The organism is Kribbella qitaiheensis, from assembly GCF_014217565.1.
Classification (GTDB): Bacteria; Actinomycetota; Actinomycetes; order Propionibacteriales; family Kribbellaceae; genus Kribbella; species Kribbella qitaiheensis_A.
Map to the genome: position 1 here is coordinate 4272830 of NZ_CP043661.1, position 25304 is coordinate 4298133.

Genomic DNA, 25304 nt, shown 5'->3' on the forward strand with positions numbered 1-25304 from the left:
TCACCTGGCTCGAGTCCGCCCAGGGGCTTCAGTGCTGCTAACGCGGTCGCCCAGTTCAGCACCAGACCGAGGGCCTCGGCATCGCTCCAACCCGACGGCACCGGAAGCACGCCGGCCCGCCGGCAACACGACGTACTCGGCGAAAGCGCCAGGGCCCGCACCGATGACATGGGTACCGATCGGGAAGGTATGTTCGACCTCTGGACCGACGCGGACGATCTCCCCGGCTGCTTCGAAGCCTGCGGCGTACGGCGGCTTCGGTCCTCCCCCGTAGCTGCCGTGCGTCTGCATGACGTCGGCGAAGTTGACCCCGGCAGCACCCACTCGCACCAGGTACTCGCCCGGCCCCGGCTCGGGGCGGCGTACGTCGGTCAGGATCAGGTCTCCCGGTCCGTGGTGCGACTGCTGGACCAGGGCTCGCATCGTCTCGTTGGTCTCCATGCGCCGGAACGTAGAACTCTCACGCAGGCGTCAAGGTCAAGCGGGGCGACCGACTTCGCGCAGGTAGGCGTCGAGCGCAGCCTGCTGAGCAGTGAGTACGGCGACCCGGCTCGCGAGCCGATCGCGGTAGTTCTCCACCTCGGCCACGAACTCGGAGCAGACCGACCCGGCGCCGAGGTTGGGCAGCAGATCCCGCACCAGGCGGACCGGCAATCCGGACTCCAGCAGCGAGCGGATCACCGCGACCCGGTCGATGGTGGACTGGCAGTAGTCGCGGTAGCCGTTGCTGAACCGGCCGGGGACGATCAGGCCTTCGTCCTCGTAGTACCGCAGCGATCTCGCGCTCACGCCGCTGGCCGTGGCGGCCGCACCGATCTTCATACCCGGAACCAACACCGTCCTGGCTCCTCTTCTTCCGGCCGGCTGTTCAGCTGACCTGTCCTTGCGGCATCGTGGTGCCTGGACGGAAGGAGCGGCATGGCCGACGCGGACGACGAGCAGACCATCGGGCTGGACCCGGCGCACGCCAAGGGCGAGGACGAGGGCGCGCCTGGCGCGGAGGCCGCCGGCGAGGACCGTCGCGCCCGGGAGTGGGAGGCCGGTGCCGACCTGGCTGAGACCGCGGCCGTCGGCCCGGCGGACGACGACGCCGAGGCGCGGCGAATCCGGGACGACGAGGATGCCCGCGGCGAACGCGAGCGCCACGACACCCGGCGCCGGGTCGATGTGAACCGGGCCGAGGCCGAAGTGGCGGAGGCGCTGCGGCTGGCTCATGCCGGCGAACGCGGCCGGGACAACTTTCGCTCCCACGCGGACTCCGAGCGCCGGCTCGCGCGGCAGGACTTCGATCGCGCCGCCCGGCTGGAAGCGGGTGCGGCCGGCCGGGATGATCCCGCCGCCGAGGCGGATCGCGACGCGGCCGGGCGGGCGCGTGTGTCCGGCACGATCGAGAACCTCCGGGCCAACCGTGATGACGCCACCGCCGACTCGTACGCCGCGGATGCCCGCGAATACCGCCGCGAGGCCGACGGCCGCAAGCTCGAGCAACCTCCTGCTGCCGAGGCGGTGCGCAATCCCCCGCAGCGCACGCCCCGGGCCCGCAAGAACCTCGGCCGCCGCAAACCCAAGACCAAGGAACTCCGGGACTTCGGCCTGGGCGAGTAGCCCCGCGTACGCGGCCAGGCGGCCGGACGAGACGCCGTACGCCGGTGCGCCGGTGCGCCGGTGCGGGTGCCGAACTGCCCCAGCGCGCGGGCTTAGGCCGTGATGTGGCCGAGCCGGATGACGAGCAGGTTCGCGGCGACGACCAGGACGAAGGCCGCGCCGAGGAGCCAGTGGTCGAGGCTCCACAACGCCAGCCCGGCCAGGCCGAAGAAGGCGACCTTGACGATGGTGGTGACGACCGGACTTCCGTAGTTCGCCTTCGGCGCCGCGAAAAGACCCCAGCCGACGGCGGCCAGGACGGGGAGCCCGATCGCGAGCAGGAGCTTGACCGGCGTACCGGCTCCGGTGTGCCAGCCCCACCAGGCGAAGATTCCCAGTACGGCCAGCTCGACCGCGAATGCCAGGCCCAGGTTGCCCCATCGCCAGATCTCCTGCATCGATCCCCACTCCTTCAATTTTGTGAGAGCACCGCTCTCTCTTGCTTCAAGTGTGCCTGATCGGTCGGCCAAAAGCAAGAGCACCGCTCTCTCAAGTTGCCGGTGCTCACCTGCCGCGCGATGATCGGGGGATGACGACGCCGAGACAACGCGCCCATCAGCAGACGATGGCCGACATCCTCCGGATCGCCCACCAGCAGCTCAGCACCGAAGGCTCGGCCGGCCTGTCCCTGCGAGCGATCGCCCGCGAGCTCGGCCTGGTCTCGTCCGCCATCTACCGGTATGTGCCGAGCCGCGACGAGCTGCTCACCCTGCTGATCGAAGAGTCGTACAACTCGTTCGGAGACGCGGTGGAGGCGGCCGAGGCGCGGAGCCGCCGGGACGACCTGGACCGCCGCTGGCTGACCATCGGCCGCGCCGTACGCCGGTGGGCCGTCGCCAACCCGGCCGAGTGGGCCCTGCTCTACGGCAGCCCGGTCCCCGGGTATCACGCGCCGCCTGAGCGGACCACGGCCGCCGGGAGCCGTGTCCCCCTCCTCATCCTCGCCCTGCTCGCAGATGCCCGGCTGGAGCCGTCCCAGGACGATCCACCGATGACGGCTGCCCTGCACCGCGAGCTGGAGCGCGTCGGTCCCGCTCTACCTGGCGAGCTCAGGCCAGAGATCCTCGCGCGCGGCCTGCTGGCCTTCTCATCGCTGTGCGGCCTGGTGAGCCTGGAGTTGTTCGGCCAGTTCACCAACACCGTCACCCAGTTCCCTGCCCACCTGGACCACCAACTGGCCCGCCTGGGCGCCACGCTCGGCCTCCCAGGCTCCGGCGCCTAGACGCCGTGCAGGTTCGTCTGGCGCTGGTCGAAGAAGAGGCCGGCCGGTGGTGCCTCCACGGGAAGCGGCGGGATCGGGTAGTCGCTGTGCGACCCGCGACAGGCCGCGAACGGCCCGTCGGGATCGAGCAACGCCATCATGTGCGGGTCCGCGTGGTCACGCCACCAGACCGACATGCCGGTCGCCGGGTCGAGGCGCAGGTGCTCCCACGCCCGCCAGATCGAGTCCAGCCGGCTCAGCGCCTCCGCGTGCCGGTACCACTCCGGGCACCAGACGAACTGCTGCCCGATGCGGCGGCAGTACAGGTAGACCAGCCGGTCCTCGACGAAGGCGGCAACGTGTGGATAGAAGAGCTCCTGTTCACCATCCACGGCGTTGCTCCTCGGTCTGCTCCCAGACCGGTGCCGGCGGGCCCGCTGGGCGCAGCCGGCGCAGACGACTGCGGACGGCCGGCCGCTATCCACGCGCCCGCACCGCTCTCGGTGATGGCCGGAGCCGACGCGCCCGGATCGTGGTGAGCGAAAGAGGCCTTCACGGCAGCGGCGTACGGGCCGACCATCCAAGGCACCGTCTTGATCATCGTGGCCGGGATCCCGGACGGGAACACGACCGCGCGTCCCGGTGGCATCGAGGCGAGGTCGGAGACCTCCATGATGTGGTGGCGCTGGGTCTGCCGGCTCGTACCGCGCTCGCCCTTGTTGTACGACACCGAGTTCGAGGTGATGTCGTAGTCGCCGATCAGCTTGCTCAGCCGCTCGAGGAAGTTCGCGTCGGACACACCACCGCCGTACACGCGGATGTTCGCGGCGGACCACAGCTTCTCCATGCCGCGCTCGCCCCAGCACTCCACGCCTTGCGCCCAGGACTGCAGGATCGTCATCAGCACGATGCCGCGGGAGCCGAAGTGGCTGTAGAGGTCCGGCAGATCCTTCCAGCGGCAGACGTTCGCCGCCTCGTCCAGCACGCCGACGAGCGGGCTCGGCATCCGGCCGCCGGCGCAGGTCTTCGCGTAGTCCTCGGCGGCTTCGACCACGGCCACCGTCAACGCGGTGACCAGCGGGCCCGCAGTACCGGCGCCTTCCTTGGACAGGCTGTACAGGGTGCCGCCTTCGCGGACGAACTGGTAGGGGTTGAACTGCGGCCGGTTGTCGTTCGGGCCGTTCGGGATGACCCAGCCGGTCACCTTGCGGTTGATCAGGAACTGCGCGCTCTGCTGGGCCGTTCCGTAGATGCCACCGCGCTGCTTGTCGGGCGCGCTGATGACACCGGCAAGCGCATCCGCGGACAGCTGGAGCCCGGGAGTGGACCGCAGGATCCGCTCCGGCTCGTCGTTCCTCGGATCCGCGAGCCAGGTGTAGATCTGGGTGATCGGCCGCTTCGCCACCGCGGCGGCGAGCAGCAGGCCGGCCAGCAGATCGGTGCCGGCGGCATCGAAGAAGGCATCCGTCCGGGCCGACTCGGACCGCTGCGACGCGACGAAGTGCTCAGCCAACTGCCGGGCCTTGGTCTCGTCGGTGATGTAGCTGAGCGGGTTCCACCACCAGTTCGGCTCCTCGCCGCAGACCTCCTGCGGATCGAAGACCCAGACCGGGCCCTTCGCCGCGCGCGGGTCGCGGGTGGCGTCGACGATGTCCCGCTTGTTCGAGGTAGCCACCACCGCCCCCGGCGCTTCCAGGATCGCCGGCACTGCCCGCGACGTGGTCTTACCGGTCCGGGGGCCCCAGACGTCGACGTGCATGTCTTCCCAGGAGCCGAAGACTTCCAGGTTGTCGCGGACGGTGCGGCCGATCATCACACCGGGGCCGGCGTGGCCGGTGCCGAGGCGGTTGGCGATGTCCTGGGCGCCCTGGCGGGTCAGCTTGTAGATGTCCTTGCGCTTCGACATCAGCTGGGCGGACTGGTCCACCCGTGAGCCGGGCTTGCCGATCCTGGTGACGAGGTAGAAGCCGCCGCCGGCCAGCGCGGCGAGCAGGACGAGCTCCAGCAGCAGTACGCCGGTCGCGGCGCCGGACCATTCGACCCGGCCGTTGATCAGGTCCGTGAGCGCGCCGATCGGGTTGCCGCCGATCGTGCGGGACTTGTTGATCGCCGCGGCGACCTTGAGCGACGACCAGATGCCACCGACGACGACCACGAACAGGCCGATCGCGACGAACACCAGCACCGACTCGATCGACAACCCGCCGGGACCGGTGGACTTCTTGCCCTGGGCCATCAGTGTCCTCCGTCCGGAGTCAGCGCGTCGGCTCCGGTGTTCAGGTGGGTGGATCGCAAGGCGGAGGGAGTGGGCGATCCCTTTTCCATCGTGCGCTTCCGACAATGCGGCGAGGCGCCCGCCTGGGCGCCGGAGACGGCGTGCTGACTTCGGATGGTGGACACTTACTCCTCCACTCCAGTTTTGGCGGCTACTCGGGTGGCGGGATCGGGCGGGGGTGCCAGCAGGGTGCCCGGGTCGGGCGGGGGCAGCGTGGCCGGGTCGTCGAAGGTGTACTCCGCGACGACCTCCTCGGTACCGTCCTCGGCGATCTCCACCTTCAGCGGCCGGCCGTCCGCGCCGGTCTTCCACAGCTTGTTGGTGTCGTTGATCTCGCGCTCGACCGAGGTCAGCGCGACATGCACCGGGATGCCGGGGCGGCCACCGACCTTGACCAGGAAGTTCCCTCGTCCGGGCGGTGCCGACTCCTCACCGGTGGCCGGGTCCCAGGCGGGCGGGTCCTGCCAGCCGATGAGCATGTTCTGCTCCTCGCCCGACAGCGGTACGACGGCGGTCAGGTTCTCCATCTCGGCCCGCGGCAGTCCGCCGCAGATCACCATCCCGGACCGCTCGACGAAACCCTTCGCCTTCATCCGGTCCTCGGAGTGCTCCAGCGCGAGCAGGTCGGACATGGTGTGCGAGATCATCGCCATCCCGACACCACGCTGCCGGTTCAGCCGGGTCAGCGCGTCGACCCGGTCGACCAGACCGCGTCCCGCGCGCAGTACCCGCCAGAGCTCGTCGAGGATGACGAAGTAGTGCCGCCGCGGCTCGAGACCGGCATCGGCGAGGGCCTGCGAGACCGCGACCGCGCCGAACCCGTACGACCAGCAGGCCAGCAGTACGGCGGCTTGCAGGCTCGTCTCGGAGTCGTCGATGTTCGACACGTCGAAGACGACCGGCCGGTCCATCGCCATCGGCTGGTCGGTCTGTTCGGAGAAGATCTCGCCGAGCCTGCCGCCGCCGACCAGGCCGATCAGCGAGGCCTCGAGTCCTTCGGTGATCTGCCGGTAGCGTTCCATGCTGCCGCGGTCCAGCGCGACGTCGCGGACCCGGTCCGGAGCTTCCTGGATCACCTTCAGCAGATCCCGCAGTACGGGGGTGCCGTCGTGGCGTTCGTCGAGGACCTTCAGCGCCTCGTCGATGATGGTCTCTTCGCGGTCCGTCGGCGGCCCCGACCGCATGATCGAGATCAGCGCGGACACCATCGTCGACCGGCGCCCGTGCGCGTCGGCCTGGATCGCCTGCCGGGCGCTACCGGTCAACCGCAACGCGGCCTTGCGGGACTCACCGGGGTCGAGCACGTTCAGGTGGCCACGGCCACGACCCAGCTCGATCACCTGGCCGCCGAGGGCCTCGATCAGGTCCTTGTAGTCCGGCTTCAGGTCGCCGAGCACCAGCGGCATGATCCCGTAGCCGGCCAGGCCCAGCGCCATCCGCCGGATGATCGTGGACTTGCCCAGGCCGGGCTTGCCGAGCACGAAGACCGACGGGTTGGAGATCAGCTTGGCGCGCATGAACCAGCTGATCGGGTCGCAGCACATGGTCGCGCCGGAGAGGATGTTGCGGCCGATCGGTACGCCGACCATCGGGCTGCCGGTGCCGGCCGCGAACGGCCACATCCCGCACACCTGGACCGTCGTACCGCGCCACTCGGCCGGTGCCTGCAGGTACGTCGAGTAGCCGCCGCCCATGCCGGGCCAGCCGCGGGGCATCGGCCGCTTGCCGCCCCGCATGGGGTCGACCGGCTTCTTCTTGCTCACAGGGCCTCCCGCTGGCTCATAGCGATTCCCGGATGCCGGCCGGAACCGACAAGTGGCTGTGCAGGACGATGCCGAGTGGCAGCGCCGCGACGAAGGCGGAGTCCTGTGACCCGTACGCCGGGCGGAGCAGCACCCGGGCGGTGGCACCCAGGTTGTCGATCGCGGCGATCATGTCCGGCAACTGCTCGGCGGACATCACCGTGCCGGTGACCACCATGCCGAAGTTGACCAGACCGGCACCGCGCGCCTCCTCCATCGCAGTACGGTCGGCTGCCCTGGCCTCGGCCATCGAGCGGGCCGACGGACGGGCCGAGGCGGTCGCGCGGAACGAGGCGTTGCGCTTGTCCGCCTCCACCATCCGGGCCGAGGTCGCCGCGTCCAGGGGCCGGTACAGCAGGGTGACGCGCTTGCGGTCGATGTCCGGATGCGGAGCGACCAACTGCGACAGCACGGACGAGAACACCTCGCCACGCGGTGCCTGCGACATCTGCCAGGTCACGGACCACGCGCTGTCGTGCCTGTACTTGTCCCAGAACGACTGTGCACCGGCCGGACCGACATCGGTCCACTGCAGCTCCGGCGGCATACCCTGGCCACGGGCCTCGTCGATCAGTACCGCGGCCGCCGGGTCGTAGGCGATCCGGATGGTCTCGCAAAGCTCCTGTGCGGTCACCGGGCGGGCCGCACCGGCACCGGTGGAGTTCAGGCTCTGCGTGAGCGCCGGAAGCCGGGACGCGAGCTCGCGTCCCATGTCCTCTTCCTTGCGGCGCTTGCCTTGGCGGTCCGTCCCCTTGAACGTCAGGGCGACCCGGGCGGACACCAGCGCGGATCCCTCCGGGTACGTCTGGATCACCTCGGCCAGCATCGCCCGGGCGATCGCGGGGGTGCCGTCCTGCATGTTGTGAGTGACCTCGCGCCGCAACCGGATGCCGGTGTCGGGTGCGCTCTCCACCGTCACCGAAGCGGCGATGATGCCCGGCTCGTGCCCGAGCGAGGCGAGCCACTGCCCCCAGTGCGCGACCCAGGCGTCCACCTGGTCCTCGTCGACCAGCGAGGCGCCGTCCGGCTCCGCGTTGATGATGACGGTGAAGTGCCGGGTACTCGGGTAGTACAGCAGGGCGAACGGCCGGCCGTACGAGTCCTGGTACTCACTCAACTGGGACGCGGCCCCCAGCCCGGGCAGCTGGAACTTGCCCCACGCCGTACGACCGAGCGGACCGGAACGATAGACGTTGTGCTTGGCCATCTTTGCTCGCTGCCATCCAATTCGGGTCGAGAGTCTCTGCAGGCTGGACTGCCCGTGCTTGTCCTTGGAGATCAGCATCAACAAGCTGACGCCGACGATCGTCATCGAGATCACGGCGCCGAGGACACCGCTGGCCAGGGTGGCGATGAGCGTCATCACCAGGCCGCCCATCATGATGCCGGTGCCGAGCGTGCCCAGGCCGACGATGCCCGCCGACGCCGGCTGGCGCCAGTTGCCGTAAGTCCTGGGCGTGCTCCGCACGCTGTCAGCCGCTGCCACTTGGTCCCTCATCCATCGATTCGACTTCGTTGGCTACATCTTTGACCGTGTCGACGCCCTTCTTGACCACGGCCGCGGCTGCCACGACAGCGATCCCGACCGGACCGGCGGCCGCACCCGCTCCTGCCGCTGCACCACCGGCTGCCGCGCCACCGCCGGCCGCTGCACCACCGGCTGCCGCACCACCACCTGCGGCCGCGCCACCGCCGGCCGCGGCGCCGCCGCCACTTGCACCCGCACCGGCTCCAGCTCCGCCGCCACCACCGGCACCTCCACCGGCACCTCCTCCACCGGCACCTCCACCGGCACCTCCTCCACCGCCACCTCCACCGCCGCCACCTCCACTACCGCCGCCTCCACTACCGCCCCTAGGCGGTGGACCGGAGTTCGCAGAGCCGCTGGGAGCGGAGGTCGATTGCGGTGCGGGGCCGGAGTTCTCCGAACCGCTGGGGCCGTCGCTCTGGCCCTTGGTCGAGTTCTGGATGCTGTCGGCCGCCTTGTCGGCACCGACCATCTTGGCGGCCAGCATGCCCGCGCCGGCCCCGCCGGCGGTTGCCGACACCATCGGCACGATGAACCGCATCAAGGCGGGCAGCGCGAACAGCGCGAGCACCAGCATGGTGACGCCGGTGACCATGTTCATGATCCTGTCGCCGTCGGACTGACCGGCGTACGCCAGCGGACCGGTCTTCGGGCCCTTCTCGACGGCCACCGAGGTGAGCTTGATCGCCGTCGCGTAGATCAGCGCGGCGACCGGTTTGTAGAGGATGAAGGCGACCAGCCAGGCGACGATTCGCTTGAACCAGCCCTTGCCCATCTCGGTGTTGGTGGCGGCCGCCGCGATCGGCAGCACTCCGAGCAACAGGATCAGCATCGCGTACCGGATCACCATCAGGACGACCTGGATCAGCGACGCCAGCAGCGCGAGGATGGCGATGGAGATCATCAGGCCGACGCCGAGCGTGCCGGTGGGGGCACTCAGCCCGAGCAGCAGCAGCATCGCATGGCCGAAGGCGGTCGCGTTGGCGTCGTGGTTGGTGCACACCCAGCCGGCCCCGCCCGAGTTCAGCGAGGTCGACACGATGCACTCGGAGAACTTGTCGGTGATCGCGATCAGCACCTGCACGAAGCTGACCGCCATGGTCGACGCGATCGCCAGCGTGATCAGCGACCGGAGCAGCTCCCGGGCCGACTCGCCGCGGTGGGACCACGCCATCTGGCAGCCCGCGACGATGACGCCGATGGTGGCGGCGAAAACCGCTATCCACGCGGTGTGCTGCCAGATCCAGTCGACCGCGAACTCCGGTTTCCCGGTGGTCTCGTTCCCGATACCGGGCGTCGGTACGTACACCCAGAATGTCCCGATGGTGGCCATCACGCTGCCGACCGCCTTGGACAGCTCGTCGAAAATCGGGTCGAAGATCACTTTGATCAGCCCATCGATCGCGAAGGAGACGGCGCCCACCAGCGCGTCCTTGAGGCACTCGAGCCAGCCGTCGTCACAGAACAAGGCGATCACGTCAGCCCCCTGTCTTGGGGGAGACGAACCGCAGGATGGCCGGCAGCGCCACAATGGCGAGCAGCATCATGGTGATGCCTGTGATCACCTTGAGGGTCGCGCCCGCTCCGCCGGCGGGCTGCCCGATCAGGAGGATCGCCGTCGCATAGATGAGAGCGGCCACCGGTTTGTAGATGATGAACCCCACCAGCCAGCCGACCGCGCGTTTGAACCACATCATCCCGGCCTCGGTGTTCGTGGCCGCGGCGGTCAGCGGCAGGATGCCGACCAGCAGCACGAGCATGCCGTAGCGGACGATCATCAGGCCCAGCTGGACCAGGGCCGAGATCACCATCAGGATGCCGATCACGATCACCAGCATCAGGCCGACACCGCTGTCCTTGAGCGGATCCGACATCTTCTCGGTCAGCTTGGCGTCGAAGTCGGAGCCATGGACCGCCTGCTGGATGATCCACGCGGAGAAGAGGTCGGACACCGAGATCAGGGTGGAGGCGAAGGCGACGCCGGCGGTGGACACCACGACCATCGTCAGCAGGCTCTTCAAGATTTCTCGCAGCGGTTCCCCGCGCTGCGAGACGGCCATCCGGGCGCCGCCGATGATCACCGAGATGGTGGCCGCGAGGATCAGGATCCAGAACGTGTACGCCTGGACGAACAGGATCGCGCTGTTCGAACCGATGTCCGGGGTCTTGATGTTGACCCACAGTGAGCCGACCGCGTGCAGAACCGCGATGACGGCATCGATGATGATCTTCTTGAGGGTGTCGAAGAGGAAGCTGAAGAGACCGCCGATGGTCTGCTGGACCGCCTCACCGAGGTACTCGTAGGCACAGTCGAGCCAGTCCCAGGGCCACTTCGAACAACCGAGGGCAATCATCACGCGCCTCCGAACCGTACGTAGCCGTCCAGGGATGAGAGGACGTCCGGTGCGACCGCACCGTTGAAGCTGCCGTCGGGCTGCAGGATCACCTTCCAGTCACCGTCCTGCCACAGCAGTGTGACCGGCAACGAGGCCACACTGCGGAAGTCGACCTGGACCGCCAGCGCGACGATCGCGCGCCCGGGCAGGTAGTCGATGACCTTGAAGCCGGTGAACTGTGGTGCTGCTCCGACGTCCTTCTGGAGCGTCGGCGAAGTCCTGTTCTCACTGAGGGCCTTGGTCCGGCCGGCACCTGGCGCGATCCGGCGCTCCAGCACGGTCCTGGTCAGCTCGGGATTGCGGATCTGCCCGAGAGTGACCATCGCCGCCAGCACCGCACCGGTCGGCGAGTGCGCGAAGCAGTAACGCAGGCCGTTCGCGTCGGTACTCGCCGGGCCGCCCTGAGCCTGCAACGGGATCAGCATGTCCGTGTCGAACTGCCAGGACACCGCGGGCGGCGGGACACGCGGGATCCGCTGGTCCGGGTTCTTGGCCTTGCAGCCGCCGGCGGCGTTGTTCACCGGTGGCGGGGTGACCGGACCACTGGTCGGGTCGCCAGGGGTCGCCGCCGGCTCACTGGGCTCGTCGCTGGGCTGATCGGACGGCAGATCCGTCGGCTCGGTCAGCGTCGGCGTCGATCCGGCGCCGGGCTGACCGTTGTCACCGGCCCCGCCCACCACCAGAAAAACGATCACACACACGACCACTGCCCCGATCACGATCGCCGAGGCGATGAAGCCACGGTTCTCCCACGGAGCCGAGGGACTCGTGGCGTCGTCGTCCCCGTCGTCCGGGTCGGAACGGCCGCTGAACAGAGCCACTCTTGATCAGCCTCCGGCCGGGCCCGGGCAGGGCGGTGCGTGGCCTGGTCATACCAGCGCGTTGACAAACGCCGAGGCGGTACCGATGACGATGCAGCCGGCCAGCACCCAGCCGAGCCGGGCAGCGTGCTCGCCACCTTCACCGCGACGCTGGCCGATCGCCATCATGGCACCGGCGATGATGACGCCGAGGATGCAGAGCGAGATGGCGATCGCGGTCACCCAGTCGACCAGGGTCTTGACCTTCGTCCTGACCTCGGGCGGAAGGTCGGCCATCGGAAGAATCAGGTGAATGAGTAGCGAGTGAATGAGTAGCGAGTGCATGAGAGATCGTGCCTTTCAGTATGGGGCGGGGTAATCCGCTGGGTTCGACGCGCGAAGAGCGTAGATGGATTCAAGTACTTCGAAAACCTCGTCGGGGGTATTTTCCGGCGTGGGGTCTTCCCCCCTTCGCCACTCCTCGATCCACGGGATGTCCCAGACCCTCGGCACCCCGCCGCCGACGATGTCGGCGAAGTCGTCCAGCACCCGGGGCAACCGGCCCGAGGCGTCCGCGATCAGCACCAGGCCGAGCACGGCGACTCCCTGGACCACACCGGAGGCCCACTCGATCGCCGCTCGCTGCGCCGCTCGCAGGCCCGCGCCATGCGTCCGCGCGACCAGCACCACCGGTGTCGGCACCGGCGGCGGCGGGATCGGCCAGCGATGACCGGCCGCCCTCGTCCCGGGCAGCAACTGCGCCATCGTCGACTCGCCCGAGCCGCCGTGCACGCCGACCCACCAGAGCGTGTCGGCAGCGGGGATCGCGAACTTCGGCAGCCGCTGGTCCTCGGCCGGCGCGGACACGCCGTGCTGAGGAGCCGACGGGCCCCTCGGCGTCATGTCCACCGGCTCCGGGGGACCCTGCTGCGGCTGCTGCGGTGCCTGGCTCGGCGGTTGTTGCCGAGTCCATGGGTTCTGCTGCGGTTGCGTCATGGCCCCTCCTCTCGCGGCGTGTCACAGGCTGTCGCCCACAGTATTCTCTCGCTATCCGGGTGTACTGATGTGACCCATCCACAGGCGAGGATGTTTCTACCCCCTTTTCGGGGTCAGACGAGCCGGCCAGGCCCGCGAACTGGCATGCCTGTGGACAACGGCATGTCTTCTGGCGGTAGAAATGCTAGAACGTAGGGCTGAGAGCCGACTACCGAGGGAGTTCTGTGGCTGGGACGAGGCGCGACCGTGGCTGAGAAGGGCATCCCGTCCTGGCCGAAGGTCACGATCCGGCTGTACGACGACCACAACGCCGAGGTGAAGATCGCCGGGCGTAGTCACCCGGTGAATCATCACGATCCGCGCCAGGCCGCGATCGCGCTGGTCGCCGAACGGTCGGCCCAGCTCGGTCGCGCGATGAAGGCGACCGCGGTCGAGTCCGACGGTTCCTCCTGGCCGCTGATCATCCATCCGGACGGTCAGGTCGAGGCCGTCGAGGTGGCGACCAAGAACGACAAGCCGATCTGGCCGATCATCGCCGCTGCCGCGCTGGCCGTCGTACTGGTCGCTGGTACGGCGCTGTATCTGCTGGTGATCCGCGATCACGGCCCGGCCAAGCCCACGTCGACCGAGTCGCCGAAGCTCCCCGAGCTGCCGAAGCCGGAGGTCAAGGCGGACCAGTTCGCGGCCCGGCCCGCGCCGCCTGGCTGGAGCACCAACGCCGCCTGGACGATCGACATCAAACCGGACACCCACCCGGCCGTCTCACCGGACGGTAGCGAGGTCGCGGTGCTCACTGCCGACCAGAAGCTCGTCGTCCTCGACAGCGCCGGGAAGGTGATCTACCAGGACAAGGTGCCGCGCGACACCACCAGTCCGGTCTACACCACTGTCGATTCCAAGCCGGTGCTCGCGGCAACCGCACCGGGTTCCCTGTTCTACTGGCCGGGCGACGGCGCGCCGCCGACCGATATCGAGCTGCCGGACTCGGCGCAGGTGCAGTTCTTCGGATCGTCCCCCCTGGTCGACATGGGCACCGAGGCCGGCGCGAGCGTCGTCACCGGTGGCGAGTTGCAAGCGGCACCGAACCAGCCACGGTTGTCGACGATCTTGCTTGCCGACGGCAACCGAGTGCTGATGGCGCGGTACGCCGGGCCCTTGTACTGGAGTGAGCCGGGCAAGGATCTGGTCACTCTGCAGCCCAAGCCGCCGCCCGGAGCCAAGAGCATCGACCACATCGTCGCGGCGAGCGCCGGCCGGGTGATCGTGCACTGGACCACCGGCAAGGCCAACGAGGTCATCGTCTCGGTGAACTCGACGGCGAACGGCGCCGTCGTGGCGACCTGCCCCAAGGTCAGCCCGGACCAGGCCGACGACTGGCACTGGCTGCCGGACCAGGCGGGCAAGGTGGCCTCCCTCGGCGAATGCCTGATCAACTTCACCAGCGGCAAGACCAGCCTGCTCACCCAGTTCGAGCCGCAGTCGGTAAACCAGACGACGATCTACGGCCAGGTCGGTGGCGACCTGGTCTCGGTCGTCCCGGGCAGCAAGCTCGTCAAGCTCCAGCCCAACACGGCCCGCCCCTGGGGCACCGCCGGCGACCACGCCATCGTCGTCCACGACTCAGTCCTCTACGCCCTGGACAAAAAGTGACCCCTGTACGCCGTGACGCGCGTGGCGGGCGAGAGGCCTGTCCTCGCCCGGAGGGACGGGTTGGCCGACAGCGGAAGGGGTGGCGGCGCGGGGTTGGGGTGGTGGTCGTGCTGGTGGCGTTGAGCGGGTTCGGGCTGGCGCCCGCGGTGGCGGACGACGAGGATCCGCGGCCGACCGACTGGCCGTCCGTCAAGGCGCCGACCGAGGGTGGCGCCGGTCAGTCCGATCCCGAACCGACCGAACTGCCGACCATCAAGAAGCCCGACTCGCCCGGCGACGAAGACCCAGGCCCCACGGAATGGCCAGCTCCCGACCCCACCTGACCGGACCAGCGCACCAGCTGCCGGACAGCAACCGCTGGACCTCGGCGGCTCTTGCCGATGCCGCCCATTCCGCCGACCGCGGAGACGACGATGCCCGGAGACTCCCGATCCGGGTTCTTGATCAGGTCGACAGACCGTCGAGGTGCTCCGATCGGCCGGTGAAGTCGACGATCGGGGGTGGTGGCAACTGCCGCGGTACGCCGTACACGGGGGTGTCGTCGGACTTCGGGCGCCGAGCGGCCTCCACCAACCGGTCACGATCGTCGGCTGCCATCCGGAGGAGGGGTGGTCAGAAAAGCAGGACGGCCCGCTTCCTCCGGGGAGGACGCGGGCCGTGCTGGTGTTCTGGGTCAGACTGCGACCACGTCGAGGCGGACCGTGGCGGCCACCTCGGGGTGCAGCTGCACCGAGACCGCGTGCTTGCCGGTCGTCTTGATCGGCGAACCGATGTTGATGACCCGCTTCTCGAGCAGCGGCCCACCGGCCGACTTGATCGCCGCGGCGACATCCGCCGGGGTGACCGAGCCGAACAGACGACCGGTCTCGCCGGCCTTCACGTCCAGTGAGACAGTGAGCTGCTCGAGCTGGTTCTTGACCTCGCTCGCGTGCTCCTTGCCCTGGATCGCCCGGGCGTCACGCGCCCGCTTGATCGACTGGATCTGCTTCTCTGCTCCACGGGTCCAGCCGATGGCCAGACCACGCGGTACGAGGTAGTTACGGCCGTAGCCGTCCTTGACCTCGACGATTTCGCCGGGGGCTCCGAGGCCCTCGACTTCCTGCGCCAGGATGAGCTTCATGTCTCAGACCTCCCTCAGCGAGCGGTGCTCGTGTAAGGCAGCAAAGCCACCTCGCGAGCGTTCTTGATTGCGGTGGCCACATCGCGCTGGTGCTGCACGCAGTTGCCCGTCACCCGGCGCGCACGGATCTTGCCGCGGTCGGAGATGAACTTGCGCAGCAGCGCGGTGTCCTTGTAATCGACGTACGTCGCCTTGTCCTTGCAGAAGCCGCAGACCTTCTTCTTCGGCTTCCGAATGATCTTGGCCATTGTGGTGCTCTCTTCCTACTACTAGAGCCCGGCTGGTGCCGGAATGGTCACTCGGATTTGTGTTGTGGCCCTGTCACGGGTCAGAACGGAGGCTCTTCCATCGAGCCGCCGCCACTCTGACCTGCCCAGGGGTCGTTCTGCGGGGCGGCCTGGCCGCCCCCACCCTGCGGGGTCGCCCAGGGGTCGTTCTGCGGAGCGCCGCCACCCTGGCCGCCGCCACCACCGAAACCACCGCCGGAGTTACCACCACCGGAATTGCCACCGCCACCGCCACCACCGAAGTCGCCACCGCCGCCACCAGGGCCGGACCGCATGGCCTTGGTGACCTTGGCGGTAGCGCTACGCAGGCTGGGGCCGACCTCGTCCACGTCGATCTCGAAGACCGTGCGCTTCTGGCCCTCACGGTCGTCGTACGAGCGCGACTTGAGCCGGCCCTGCACGATCACGCGCATTCCGCGCTGCAGCGACTCGGCCACGTTCTCAGCGGCCTGCCGCCAGACGGAACAACTCAGGAACAGCGACTCGCCGTCCTTCCATTCACCTGACTGCCGGTCGTACGTCCGTGGGGTCGACGCGATCCGGAAGTTCGCGACGGCCGCGCCGGACGGCGTGAACCTGAGCTCAGGATCGTCGACAAGGTTGCCGACCATTGTGACGACGGTTTCGCCTGCCATTGCCGTTCCTCCTGCATTCGGGTGTGACTGTGTCCACAGCTATCAGTACCGGCTGGTGCCGACAGTTCTGAAGCTGCTGACGACCCCAGGGATTACTTCTGATCCGGACGAAGGACCTTGGTGCGCAGAATCGACTCGTTCAGCGTGAGCTGACGGTCGAGTTCCTTCACGACTGCCGGCTCGGCCGTCAGTTCGATGATCGCGTAGATGCCTTCAGACTTCTTCTTGACGTCGTAGGCCAGCTTGCGACGGCCCCAGATGTCGACCTTCTCGACTGATCCACCTTCCTTGCGGACGATGTTCAGGTACGTGTCCAGCGACGGCTCGACGGTACGCTCTTCGAGCTCAGGGTCGAGGATCACCATGACTTCATAACGACGCATGCGCGAACTCCACCTCCTTCGGACTTGGCGGCCACGGTCTCTCCGTGGCAGGAGGGCGATGCGGTGCTTTCGCCGACAATCGCCGTCGACTCAAGCAGTAAGCCCGGTCGAAGGACCGGGCCAACACTGACAGAATACCAGTCCCCGGATACCCTCCTGACCACTTATCCACAGGCACCGGGGCCCGATTCTCAGGTGTCCGGCTCGTCCTCGTCCACGTCGCCGACAACCAGCAGGTCGATGTGGATCGCGAGCGGCTTCCCGTCCGCGTCGACCGTGCAGACCACCGGGTAGACGCCGTCACCCCACCCCGAATGAGCCAGTACGACGTTCTCGGCCGCCTTCGCGGCAGGCATCACGATGTTGGCGCAGCCCGCGATCAGGTGCTGCTCCGAGTCCATCAGCGAGAACCAGCTGTCGTCGGTGTCGTTGTCGAACACCTCCTCGTACCAGTCGCCGGCCGGCATCGCGGCCGGGATCGCCTCGGCATCGGCGAATCCCACTGTCCCCGCGTCGACGGCGACGACCCAGTACTCCTCGACCGGCAACTCCTCGTCCGACCGGGTCGCCGGTACGACGTCGGCTGCTTCACCGTCGGCGAGCACGACGCTCAGGTAGGCCTCGCGGAGGTGACTGCCGTCCTGCTCGTCCGAGACGTCGGCCACGGTCACCCGCACCGGGTAGTCCCCCGGCGGCACGTCGATGACCTGCCCTTCACCCAGATTCACGAACGGGTCACTCGCCTCGAGCCGCCCGCTGGGCACGCGGAGGATGCCGAGGTCGTGCACGGTCAGGGACCAGGTCTCGTCGTCGACCAGGACGGGTCCGGGCCGCAAGGCGCGGAAACTCTCTGCTGCTGGCATCCGGCAAGGCTAGTGACGACCGCCGACAGCCGCGGACGGTGGGCAGAGACCGCGATCAGTGCTGGGATGGCCAGGGCGATGGCGGCGCCTGACAGGAGCACGAACCCACCTGCGGCGAAGAGCAGGGTGGATCCAGCCGTCGCCAGCGCGGAGACGGCCCAGACCCAGGCTTCCACCTTGCTCTCCAGCTTGGCCTGTGTGGCAGGCGTGGTTGCGGCTGTCCGGCTGAGCAGTGCGCTGCCGCCCAGGTAGCAGAGGTTCCAGCCGTAGCCGAGCAGGAACAAACCGGGAGTGAAGGTCATCCCCGCGGGGCCTGCAACCACCACGGCCGACACGGTGATCGTCACGAGCCCCGCGAGCATCACCGGGCGCGGGCCGGACTTGCCGATCCACCAACCGGTGACGGGTGCCAGGGCGAACATGCCGAGGGTGTGGGCCGACAGCATCAAACCAAGTACGCCGAGGCGCTGCCCCTGGTGGTGCGCGTGCACCGGCACCGACGTCATCAGCGCCACCATCACCAATTGCCCGACCAGCATCACCCCCGCCGCAACCACAGCAGTACTACGCGCCGCCGCGTTGGGTGTTGCCGAGTCGCCTGTGGCGGTTGCCGTTCGCACCAGGGCCGCCGGCTCCTCCGGTACGGACGTCGTCGGCGTGATCCGGCTGGCCGCGAGCAGGGCCGCGAAAGCGGCGATCACGGCGAGCAGGAACGGGCCGGACAGCGACGGCAGTCCCACCGACTCCGCTGCAGCCTTCGCGGGCTCCAGGAGAAATGGACCGCCTGCTGCCCCCGCAGTACTGGCCCAGACAACCGTGCTCATGGCGGCGGCTCGCCTGGCGGGTGTAGCCGCGTCGGCGGCGGCGTATCGCGACAGCAGGCTTGCCGCGTTCCCAGCGCCGAGCAGGAACATGCCGACGAAGAGCAGCGCTACCGGTGCTCCGACTGCAGCCAGGGCGGTGAGGGCACCGCCGGCCACTGCGATGCCGTACCCGGTCCGCAGGGCTTGGGGACGTCCTAGCCGGACAGTCCACCGCCCGACAGCGACAGCGCCCGCCGCAGTACCGAGAACGCCTGCCGTGTTTGGCAGACCGGCCAGCGAAGGAGTCAATTGGTCGGCGATCAGGATGGTGCTCACCGCACTGGCAGCGACCATCGCGGCGTTCATCAGGGCGGCGGCAAGAACGACAGGAATCAGCACGCCGTCAACGCTAGAAAGGTCGCTCCGCTTCTTGAAGGCGACAAGCAAGGCGCCGGGGCTTGCTAAGGATCGATATCGAAGGTGTTCTGGGGGAATGACCTTTCAGGATCGAGACCTGGACCCGACCGACTGGCAGATCCTGGCCGAGCTGCAGGCCGACGGGCGGCTGTCATACAACCAGCTCGGCAAGCGAGTGAACCTGTCGCCGCCGGCGGTCGCGGATCGGGTCCGGCGGCTGGAAGAGTCCGGCGTGATCGTCGGTTACAAGGCCCAAGTGGATCCGGCTCGGGCCGGGCAGCCGCTGGCAGCGTTCGTTCAGATGCGCTGCACGACCGGGCGCTGTCTGCTGAAGACGACCCGCTCCGAGGACTTCCCCGAAGTCCTGGAGATCCACAAGCTCAGCGGTGCGTCCTGCACGATGCTCCGCGTCCGGGTCGCGTCGATGCGCCATCTGGAGGGCCTGTTCGAACGGCTCGGCGAGCACGGTGAGATCAACACCCACGTCGTCCTGTCCACCGAGTTCGAGGGCCGCCCGGTGCAGCAACCCAGTACGGACGCCCGGCCGGTGACTCGTTCGGAGGGTTGGGGGGTCGGCGGCTGAGCCGGTTTGCGGAAGTGTCGGCGGGCGGCCATAGGGTGATGGCATGAGCTTGAAACTTGGTGCGCACGTCGATCAGGACGACCCGCTGGCGGAGGCTGCCGACCGGGGTGCGGACCTGGTCCAGTTCTTCCTCGGCGATCCGCAGGGGTGGAAAGGCCCGAAGGTGTCGTACGCCGACGGCGCCGAGGCGCTGCGCGGGCGGGCGGCTGCGGACGGCATCGATCTGTACGTGCACGCGCCGTACGTGCTGAACGTGGCGACGCTGAACAACCGGATCAGGATTCCCAGCCGCAAGTTGCTGCAGCAGACGCTGGACAAGGCGGCCGAGGTCGGCGTCAAGGGTGTGATCGTGCACGGTGGTCACGTCGGCAAGGGCGACGACCCGGAGATCGGGTTCGACAACTGGCGCAAGTGCATCGAGCGGGCCGAGTTGCCGGTGCCGCTGCTGATCGAGAACACGGCCGGCGGCGACAACGCGATGGCGCGCCAACTGGACCGGATCGCGCGGCTGTGGGAGGCCGTGCAGGACTCGGGCAACGAGAACGTCGCCAACGTCGGCTTCTGCCTGGATACCTGTCACTTCCATGCCGGTGGCGAGGACCTGGACTCCGTCGTCGAGAAGGTGCTGGCGATCACCGGGCGGATCGACCTGGTGCACGCCAATGGTTCGCGGGATGCGTTCGGCTCGGGTGCGGACCGGCACAGCAACTTCGAAGAGGGCGAGATCGACCCCGCCAAGATCGTCTCGGTGGTGAAGGCGGCGGGCGCCCCGGTCGTCGTCGAGACCCCGAACGGCGACCACGGTCAGAAGGCAGACATCGACTACCTCCGCGCACACCTGAAGTAACCAGTACTGCGAGCGCTACCGCGGCTGCCGGTTGGCGCGTGGCTGGGTTAAGGCGTGGGGGGCGAGCCCGTACTACGAGCGCTACCGCGGCTGCCGGTCGGCGCATGGCTGAGGTGAAGGCGGGGAAAGCGCGCTGTACTGCGGACGCTGATGCGGCTGCGGGTCGCTGCCCGGCCGGGGGTTGGCGCGGAGCCGCGTGCTGCGAGTTAGTTGTCGGTGGGGTTGGGGTCGAGGTTGTGGAGCCAGTAGCCGATGCCCCAGGGGAGCAGTAGGGCCAAGGTCCCCGTGTAGTGGTCGGGGAGGGTGGTGGCTGCGGCGATGGCGATCACGAGTGGGGCTACCGAGAGCTGGAGCAGCGTGGCCTTGCCGGCGACTGTTGTGGACAGGTCGACTCGGCCGAGCGCGCACCCGGCGTACAGGGCCGTGAGAGTCAAGGTCGACAGGACCACGAGTACGGCGCCTACCCAGGCGAGGGTGCTGACGGTCGCCGGGCCGGTGACCTTGGCGAGCAGGAACAGCAAGGTCAGGGCGCTCAGGGCCGAGCAGGCCCAGTAGAGGTGAGCGCGTGTTTCGGGTGCCGCCATGGGGCGGACGGTACCGCAGGCAAGGAAGGATAGGGGCATGCAGACCTGGGCGGAGCGGTTTCCCGAATTGTTCGCACCGGCGTTCTGGCACTGGGGTGACCTCGACGCGCAGTTCACCCTGGAGCAGCCGGCGGACGAGCTCATCAGCAACGTGCACGTGGTCGCGCGGACCGACGGCGGGATCGTCGTCTGCCGCAACGACCTCGGCTGGCGCTTCCTGCCGGGCGGGACGCGCGAGCCCGACGAGCCGATCGAGGAGACCGCCCGCCGCGAACTGGTCGAGGAGGCCGGCGCACGCCTGACCAGCCCGCTGACCTGGCTCGGCGGGCATCGGGCCGACCATCGCCGGCCCGCGCCGTACCGGCCGCATCTGCCGCATCCGGTGTCGTACTGGATCAACGTGGTCGCCGACGTGGTGGTCGACCGGGAGCCGACCAACCCGCCGGACGGCGAGCAGGTGGTCGAGGTACTGGTGCTCCCACCGGAGAAGGCGATCCTGTTCCTCGACGAGGACAACGACAACAACGGCGTGATGGCCGACCTGGTCAGGCTGGCAATGGCAATGGAGCTGGTCTAGCCGCCTTCCACGGCAGCACGAATGCGCTGACCAGGCAGAGGCCGCCGGCGATGAACAGGGTTGTCTTCAGGCTGGTGAGCCCGGCGAGTGCGCCGCCCGCCGCCATGAAGGCCGGCTGGACCGTCCGTGACGTGATCGACCAGGACGACTGCACGCGCGCCATGAAGCCGTCCTCGGTCGCCTCCATCCGGTAGGTCGCGAACGACGGATTGAAGGCGCCGGCGGCCAGCAGCAGCCCGGTCTCGACCAGCACGATCAACACCATCCCGTCGATGCCGGGCGTTGCTAAAGGCAACAACAGCAACCACGGCGTCCGCAGTACGCCGAAGACGATCAGCATCCGGTGCAGCCCGAAGCGGCGGGTCAGCGGCGGCGCGAGCCGGGCGCCGATCACGCCACCGAGACAGGGCAGGCCGAGCGCCACGCCGTACTGCCAGGGCTTCATCCCCAGGTCGCGCAGCATGAAGACGGCAAGCAGCGGCGAAGTCATCATCACCGGGCCGCCGAACAGCTGCGAGTTCCAGAACAGGGCGCGCAGCCCGCGGTGCTCGAGGATGTACTTCCACCCCGCACCGAGATCGGGCCGGGTCGTCAACGGCTGCGCGACCGGCTCGGGTTGCCGGATCCGGCGGATGCCGATCGCCGACAACAGGAACGAGACCGCGTCCACGGCCAGCGTCACGGTCACCCCGACCAGCCCGACGAGCGCGCCACCGATCGGCGGCCCCACGCTCAACGTCGTCCAGCTGGTGGCTTCGAACCGGCTGTTCGCCTCCACCCGGCCCTCCACCGGCACCAACGCCTTGAGGTGCGCGCCGCTGGCGGAAGTGAACACGATCAACGCCGCCGCTTGCAGGACTCCGACGACACACAACTGGACGAACGTCAGCAGCCCGAAAGCAGCGGCGACCGGGATGCTCGCCAACGCCGCGAACCGGGTCAGATCGGCCGTGATCATGATCGGCCGCTTGTGCCGCTGCTCGATGAACGCCCCCGACGGCAACGCGATCGCGGCGCCGGCCAAGGCCGACAGCGCGGCCAGCAACGCGACCTGGAAGGTACTCGCGTCGAGCGCGAGCAAGGCGACCAGCGGCAACGCACCGGCCCCGATCCCACTCCCCAGCGCACTGACGGCGAATGCGGTCCAAAGCCGCCGGAAGTCGGGACCCAGCGATGACGACATCGGCCGATCGTAGAAGCCGCCGCCGACAGAAACCGCTCAGCGCAGATTGAGCCCGCCGTCGAGCAGGATCACTTCACCGGTCAGGTACGCGTTGCCGATCACGGCAGCGATCAGATCGGCCACGTCCGCGGGTTGCGCCGCCCGCCGCATCGGGCTCGCGGTTTTCCACAGCTCCTGCGCGTCGGTCCAGTCGGCGGTCATCGCGGTATCCACCAAACCGGGCGCGACCGCGTTCACCCGTACGTCGGGGCCGAGTGCCGCCGCGAGCAACTTGGTGACGTGATTCAACGCGGCCTTGCTGGCGGCGTACGCTATCGAACTCCCCTTCGGTCGCACGCCCGCGTGGCTTGTCACGTTGACGATGGAACCCCGCGATTCGCGGAGCGCCGGCAGCGCCGCAGTACAGAGCAACCATGGAGCGATCAGGTTCACGTCGAGCAGGCGACGCCAGTCGGCCGCGGTCAACGCGTCCAGCTCGGCGTGCGGGACCGGCCAGCTGATGCCCGCGTTGTTCACCAGTACGTCGAGGCGCCCGTGCTCGGCCAGCACTCGCGGCACCAGGCCGGCCGCCTCGTCGTCGTTCTCCAGATCGGCCTGCAGGTACGTCCCACCGAGCTCCGCCGCGAGCGCCTCGCCAACCGAACGACTGGTCCGCGAATGAATCACCATGGTCATGCCGTCGGCAGCGAGCCGACGTGCCGTGGCCTCGCCGATCCCCGCCGCCGACCCGGTCACCAGCGCCACTTTCGTCATGACGCCACCCTAGTTTTCTGCGCACAAGAGTGAGGCACGGTACGCGCGCAGGAGTCAGGCGCGGTAGCGGAGGCCGTCCATCAGGAGGTCCAGGAGGCGGCCGGCCTGGTCGCGGTTGGCGCCTGCTGCCAGAGCGACTCCGCTGAGGCTGATGAGGACGTCACCGGCCGCGACGTCCGAGCGGATCTCGCCGGCCGCGGAGCTCGCCTCCAGCAGCGGCTGGATCGCGCCGACCAGAAGCTCGAAGCTGTGCGCGTACGGGTCGGCGCCGGCCGCGATCACGGCCCGCAACGCGTCGGCCATCCCGAGCTTGCGGGTCATGTAGTCGATGAAGCGGTCCATCCAGGCCCGGGTCGCCTCGGGCCGGCGGCAGGGTCGCGAGCAACTCGGGCGCGGCATCGCAGACCACCGCGAGCTCGTTGCGGTAGGCCGCCTCGACCAGCGCCTCGCGGGTCGGGAAATGTCGGTACAGCGTGCCGATGCCGACCCCGGCCTTCTTGGCGATCGCGTCCAGCGTCGCCTCCAGCCCGCACTCGGAGAAGGCCTCGACGGCCGAGGACAGCAGGAGATCCCGGTTGCGCTGGGCATCGGCCCGCAACGGACGCTCACTCATCCCAGTCCCCCCTCCCGGTCGCTTCGACCCCCAGAACCTAGCCGAATCAGCGCACGAACTGATTTCTTGCTTAGGTTAAGCAGACAGTCGTAGGGTCCATCGGCAGCTGGACCGCCACCAAATCTCCCCGCTCACAGCTCCTGGCTGATCAAGGTGGGATAGGCAGCATCCGGTCAGGTTTCCGGCTCGGCTGGGGTCTTGCGCTGCGGGCCGGTAACCTGACCGACCGTGAGCGACTTGAGGATCCGGACCATCTCCGCCGACGAGCACGCGGCCTATCTGACCGCACAGCCGTCGGCGAGCTTCCTGCAGACTCCGGGCTGGGCGGCGGTGAAGAGCGAGTGGAAGGCCGAGTCGCTCGGCTGGTTCGATCCGGCCGCTCCGGAGCAGCTTGTCGGCGTCGCGCTGGTGCTCTACCGGCAGATGCCGAAGGTGAAGCGCTACCTGGCCTACCTGCCCGAGGGCCCGGTGATCGACTGGGACGCGATCGACCTCGGCCGGTACCTGCGGCCGCTGGCGGAGCACGCGCAGGAGCAGGGCGCGTTCGGGCTGCGGATGGGTCCGCCCGTCCCGGCGCGGCGGTGGACCGCCAAGACGATCAAGGACGCCATCGCCGGTGGTCAGCAGCCGAAGCTCGGTGACGTCCGGCCGGACGTGATCGAGCCGTCCGGCGCGACCGTCGCCGCGCAACTGCGGGCACTCGGCTGGAAGGCGCCGCGGGCCGCCGAGGGCTTCGCGGCCGGCCAGCCGCAGTACGTGTTCCAGGTTCCGTTCGCGGGCAAGAGCGAGGACGATCTGCTCAAGGGCATGAACCAGCTCTGGCGGCGCAACATCAAGAAGGCCGACAAGCTCGGCGTCGAGGTCACCCTCGGGACACCGGAAGACCTGAAAGCCTTCCACGCGCTGTACGTCGAGACCGCCGAGCGGGACCACTTCACGCCGCGGCCGCTGCCGTACTTCGTCAAGATGTACGAGGCGATGGCGAACCAGCCGGGCGACTGCTGCGACTTCCGGCTCTACAACGCCTATCACGAAGGGGACCTGGTCGCGTCGACGATCTGGATCCGGGTCGGCGGGCATTCCTGGTACTCCTACGGGGCCAGCTCGACCGCCAAACGAGACGTCCGTGGATCGAACGCGATCCAGTGGCGCATGATGTCGGATGCGCTCGCTGCGGGCGCAACCGTGTACGACCTACGGGGCATCACCGACACCTTGGACCCGAACGACTCGCATGTCGGGTTGATCCAGTTCAAGACCGGCACCGGCGGCGAAGCCGTCGAGTACGTCGGTGAGTGGGATCTGCCGTTGAACAAGGCGCTCTACACCGCATTCGACCTCTACATGAGACGGCGATAACGACC

General features: G+C 68.6%; 31 protein-coding genes and 1 pseudogene. 8 read left to right on the forward strand and 24 right to left on the reverse strand.

Going from position 1 to position 25304, the window contains the following annotated elements; genetic code table 11:
- Together F1D05_RS40500 and F1D05_RS20140 are read right to left on the reverse strand one after the other, a co-directional pair.
- Positions 1-441 carry an alcohol dehydrogenase catalytic domain-containing protein gene (locus F1D05_RS40500; RefSeq protein WP_246485795.1) on the reverse strand — a complete coding sequence of 147 codons (441 nt, stop codon included), beginning with the start codon at positions 439-441 and terminating at the stop codon, positions 1-3.
- Between the two features lie 36 nt (positions 442-477).
- Positions 478-837 carry a MerR family transcriptional regulator gene (locus tag F1D05_RS20140; RefSeq protein WP_206685775.1) on the reverse strand — a complete coding sequence of 120 codons (360 nt, stop codon included), beginning with the start codon at positions 835-837 and terminating at the stop codon, positions 478-480.
- An 81-nt stretch (positions 838-918) separates the two neighbouring features.
- Here F1D05_RS20140 and F1D05_RS20145 point away from each other — a divergent pair, with 81 nt between their 5' ends.
- Positions 919-1605, forward strand: a complete 687-nt coding sequence (locus F1D05_RS20145) for a hypothetical protein (protein WP_185441731.1) — start codon at positions 919-921, stop codon at positions 1603-1605.
- A gap of 92 nt (positions 1606-1697) precedes the next feature.
- On the opposite strand, the gene F1D05_RS20150 is transcribed toward F1D05_RS20145, so the two are convergent.
- Positions 1698-2042 (reverse strand): YrdB family protein, encoded by a 345-nt coding sequence (locus F1D05_RS20150; protein WP_185441732.1) that lies wholly within the window; start codon positions 2040-2042, stop codon positions 1698-1700.
- Positions 2043-2173: 131 nt separating this feature from the next.
- Here F1D05_RS20150 and F1D05_RS20155 point away from each other — a divergent pair, with 131 nt between their 5' ends.
- Positions 2174-2866, forward strand: a complete 693-nt coding sequence (locus tag F1D05_RS20155; RefSeq protein ID WP_185441733.1) for a TetR/AcrR family transcriptional regulator — start codon at positions 2174-2176, stop codon at positions 2864-2866.
- Here F1D05_RS20155 and F1D05_RS20160 read toward each other — a convergent pair.
- From F1D05_RS20160 to F1D05_RS20200, 9 genes are all read right to left on the reverse strand, one after another.
- On the reverse strand, positions 2863-3180 hold the full coding sequence (locus tag F1D05_RS20160) for a DUF4913 domain-containing protein (protein ID WP_185449269.1): 318 nt from the start codon (positions 3178-3180) through the stop codon (positions 2863-2865). The two genes, F1D05_RS20155 and F1D05_RS20160, sit on opposite strands and share 4 nt — an antisense overlap.
- On the reverse strand, positions 3102-5081 hold the full coding sequence (locus F1D05_RS20165; protein WP_185441734.1) for a type IV secretory system conjugative DNA transfer family protein: 1980 nt from the start codon (positions 5079-5081) through the stop codon (positions 3102-3104). The genes F1D05_RS20160 and F1D05_RS20165 overlap by 79 nt, the downstream gene beginning before the upstream one ends.
- A 164-nt stretch (positions 5082-5245) precedes the next feature.
- Positions 5246-6883, reverse strand: coding sequence for an ATP/GTP-binding protein (locus tag F1D05_RS20170; RefSeq protein ID WP_246485796.1), 1638 nt, complete (start codon positions 6881-6883; stop codon positions 5246-5248).
- Positions 6884-6899: 16 nt separating this feature from the next.
- Positions 6900-8420, reverse strand: a complete 1521-nt coding sequence (locus F1D05_RS20175) for an SCO6880 family protein (RefSeq protein WP_246485797.1) — start codon at positions 8418-8420, stop codon at positions 6900-6902.
- A complete protein-coding gene (locus F1D05_RS20180; RefSeq protein ID WP_185441735.1) occupies positions 8395-9927 on the reverse strand; it encodes a hypothetical protein in 1533 nt (510 codons plus the stop codon). Before F1D05_RS20180 ends, F1D05_RS20175 begins: the two co-directional genes overlap by 26 nt.
- 1 nt (position 9928) lies before the next feature.
- Positions 9929-10804, reverse strand: coding sequence for a hypothetical protein (locus tag F1D05_RS20185; RefSeq protein ID WP_185441736.1), 876 nt, complete (start codon positions 10802-10804; stop codon positions 9929-9931).
- The gene (locus F1D05_RS20190) at positions 10804-11667 is read right to left on the reverse strand and encodes a hypothetical protein (RefSeq protein WP_185441737.1); all 864 of its coding nucleotides are present in this window, start codon (positions 11665-11667) and stop codon (positions 10804-10806) included. Before F1D05_RS20190 ends, F1D05_RS20185 begins: the two co-directional genes overlap by 1 nt.
- Before the next feature lie 48 nt (positions 11668-11715).
- The gene (locus tag F1D05_RS20195; RefSeq protein ID WP_246485798.1) at positions 11716-11943 is read right to left on the reverse strand and encodes a TrbC/VirB2 family protein; all 228 of its coding nucleotides are present in this window, start codon (positions 11941-11943) and stop codon (positions 11716-11718) included.
- A gap of 63 nt (positions 11944-12006) precedes the next feature.
- The gene (locus F1D05_RS20200; protein ID WP_185441739.1) at positions 12007-12642 is read right to left on the reverse strand and encodes a DUF6668 family protein; all 636 of its coding nucleotides are present in this window, start codon (positions 12640-12642) and stop codon (positions 12007-12009) included.
- A gap of 246 nt (positions 12643-12888) precedes the next feature.
- On the opposite strand from F1D05_RS20200, the gene F1D05_RS20205 reads away from it, so the two are divergent.
- Positions 12889-14292, forward strand: a complete 1404-nt coding sequence (locus F1D05_RS20205) for a hypothetical protein (protein ID WP_185441740.1) — start codon at positions 12889-12891, stop codon at positions 14290-14292.
- 101 nt (positions 14293-14393) lie between these two features.
- Positions 14394-14615, forward strand: a complete 222-nt coding sequence (locus F1D05_RS20210; protein ID WP_185441741.1) for a hypothetical protein — start codon at positions 14394-14396, stop codon at positions 14613-14615.
- A gap of 121 nt (positions 14616-14736) precedes the next feature.
- Here F1D05_RS20210 and F1D05_RS20215 read toward each other — a convergent pair whose 3' ends face one another.
- The 7 genes from F1D05_RS20215 to F1D05_RS20245 all read right to left on the reverse strand — a co-directional run bounded on the left by F1D05_RS20215 (position 14737) and on the right by F1D05_RS20245 (position 18782).
- Complete coding sequence (locus tag F1D05_RS20215; protein WP_185441742.1) at positions 14737-14889, reverse strand: hypothetical protein; 153 nt, start codon at positions 14887-14889, stop codon at positions 14737-14739.
- Positions 14890-14965: 76 nt separating this feature from the next.
- Positions 14966-15412: a 50S ribosomal protein L9 gene (gene rplI, locus F1D05_RS20220; protein ID WP_185441743.1), complete on the reverse strand. Its 447-nt coding sequence runs from the start codon at positions 15410-15412 to the stop codon at positions 14966-14968.
- A gap of 14 nt (positions 15413-15426) precedes the next feature.
- Entirely contained in the window at positions 15427-15660 is a 234-nt protein-coding gene (gene rpsR, locus F1D05_RS20225) for a 30S ribosomal protein S18 (protein ID WP_012924539.1), read from the reverse strand.
- A gap of 80 nt (positions 15661-15740) precedes the next feature.
- Entirely contained in the window at positions 15741-16334 is a 594-nt protein-coding gene (locus F1D05_RS20230; RefSeq protein WP_185441744.1) for a single-stranded DNA-binding protein, read from the reverse strand.
- 92 nt (positions 16335-16426) lie between these two features.
- Positions 16427-16717 carry a 30S ribosomal protein S6 gene (gene rpsF / locus F1D05_RS20235; protein WP_185441745.1) on the reverse strand — a complete coding sequence of 97 codons (291 nt, stop codon included), beginning with the start codon at positions 16715-16717 and terminating at the stop codon, positions 16427-16429.
- 191 nt (positions 16718-16908) lie between these two features.
- On the reverse strand, positions 16909-17580 hold the full coding sequence (locus F1D05_RS20240; RefSeq protein WP_185441746.1) for a DUF4241 domain-containing protein: 672 nt from the start codon (positions 17578-17580) through the stop codon (positions 16909-16911).
- Positions 17508-18782: an MFS transporter gene (locus F1D05_RS20245; protein ID WP_185441747.1), complete on the reverse strand. Its 1275-nt coding sequence runs from the start codon at positions 18780-18782 to the stop codon at positions 17508-17510. Before F1D05_RS20245 ends, F1D05_RS20240 begins: the two co-directional genes overlap by 73 nt.
- A gap of 94 nt (positions 18783-18876) precedes the next feature.
- On the opposite strand from F1D05_RS20245, the gene F1D05_RS20250 reads away from it, so the two are divergent.
- Positions 18877-19383, forward strand: a complete 507-nt coding sequence (locus tag F1D05_RS20250; RefSeq protein ID WP_185441748.1) for an Lrp/AsnC family transcriptional regulator — start codon at positions 18877-18879, stop codon at positions 19381-19383.
- 43 nt (positions 19384-19426) lie between these two features.
- On the forward strand, positions 19427-20230 hold the full coding sequence (locus tag F1D05_RS20255; RefSeq protein ID WP_185441749.1) for a deoxyribonuclease IV: 804 nt from the start codon (positions 19427-19429) through the stop codon (positions 20228-20230).
- A 206-nt stretch (positions 20231-20436) separates the two neighbouring features.
- On the opposite strand, the gene F1D05_RS20260 is transcribed toward F1D05_RS20255, so the two are convergent.
- Positions 20437-20814 carry a hypothetical protein gene (locus tag F1D05_RS20260; RefSeq protein ID WP_185441750.1) on the reverse strand — a complete coding sequence of 126 codons (378 nt, stop codon included), beginning with the start codon at positions 20812-20814 and terminating at the stop codon, positions 20437-20439.
- 37 nt (positions 20815-20851) lie between these two features.
- On the opposite strand from F1D05_RS20260, the gene F1D05_RS20265 reads away from it, so the two are divergent.
- A complete protein-coding gene (locus F1D05_RS20265) occupies positions 20852-21391 on the forward strand; it encodes an NUDIX hydrolase (protein WP_185441751.1) in 540 nt (179 codons plus the stop codon).
- Here F1D05_RS20265 and F1D05_RS20270 read toward each other — a convergent pair.
- The 4 genes and pseudogenes from F1D05_RS20270 to F1D05_RS40510 all read right to left on the reverse strand — a co-directional run.
- On the reverse strand, positions 21360-22574 hold the full coding sequence (locus tag F1D05_RS20270) for an MFS transporter (protein WP_185441752.1): 1215 nt from the start codon (positions 22572-22574) through the stop codon (positions 21360-21362). The two genes, F1D05_RS20265 and F1D05_RS20270, sit on opposite strands and share 32 nt — an antisense overlap.
- 36 nt (positions 22575-22610) lie before the next feature.
- Positions 22611-23327: an SDR family NAD(P)-dependent oxidoreductase gene (locus F1D05_RS20275; protein WP_185441753.1), complete on the reverse strand. Its 717-nt coding sequence runs from the start codon at positions 23325-23327 to the stop codon at positions 22611-22613.
- Positions 23328-23381: 54 nt separating this feature from the next.
- Positions 23382-23669, reverse strand: a complete 288-nt coding sequence (locus F1D05_RS40505; RefSeq protein WP_246486967.1) for a hypothetical protein — start codon at positions 23667-23669, stop codon at positions 23382-23384.
- A gap of 145 nt (positions 23670-23814) precedes the next feature.
- A pseudogene (locus F1D05_RS40510) lies at positions 23815-23940 on the reverse strand (TetR/AcrR family transcriptional regulator); the annotation flags it as partial.
- A gap of 228 nt (positions 23941-24168) precedes the next feature.
- On the opposite strand from F1D05_RS40510, the gene F1D05_RS20285 reads away from it, so the two are divergent.
- A complete protein-coding gene (locus tag F1D05_RS20285; RefSeq protein WP_185441754.1) occupies positions 24169-25299 on the forward strand; it encodes a lipid II:glycine glycyltransferase FemX in 1131 nt (376 codons plus the stop codon).
- The last annotated feature ends 5 nt before the right edge of the window (positions 25300-25304 follow it).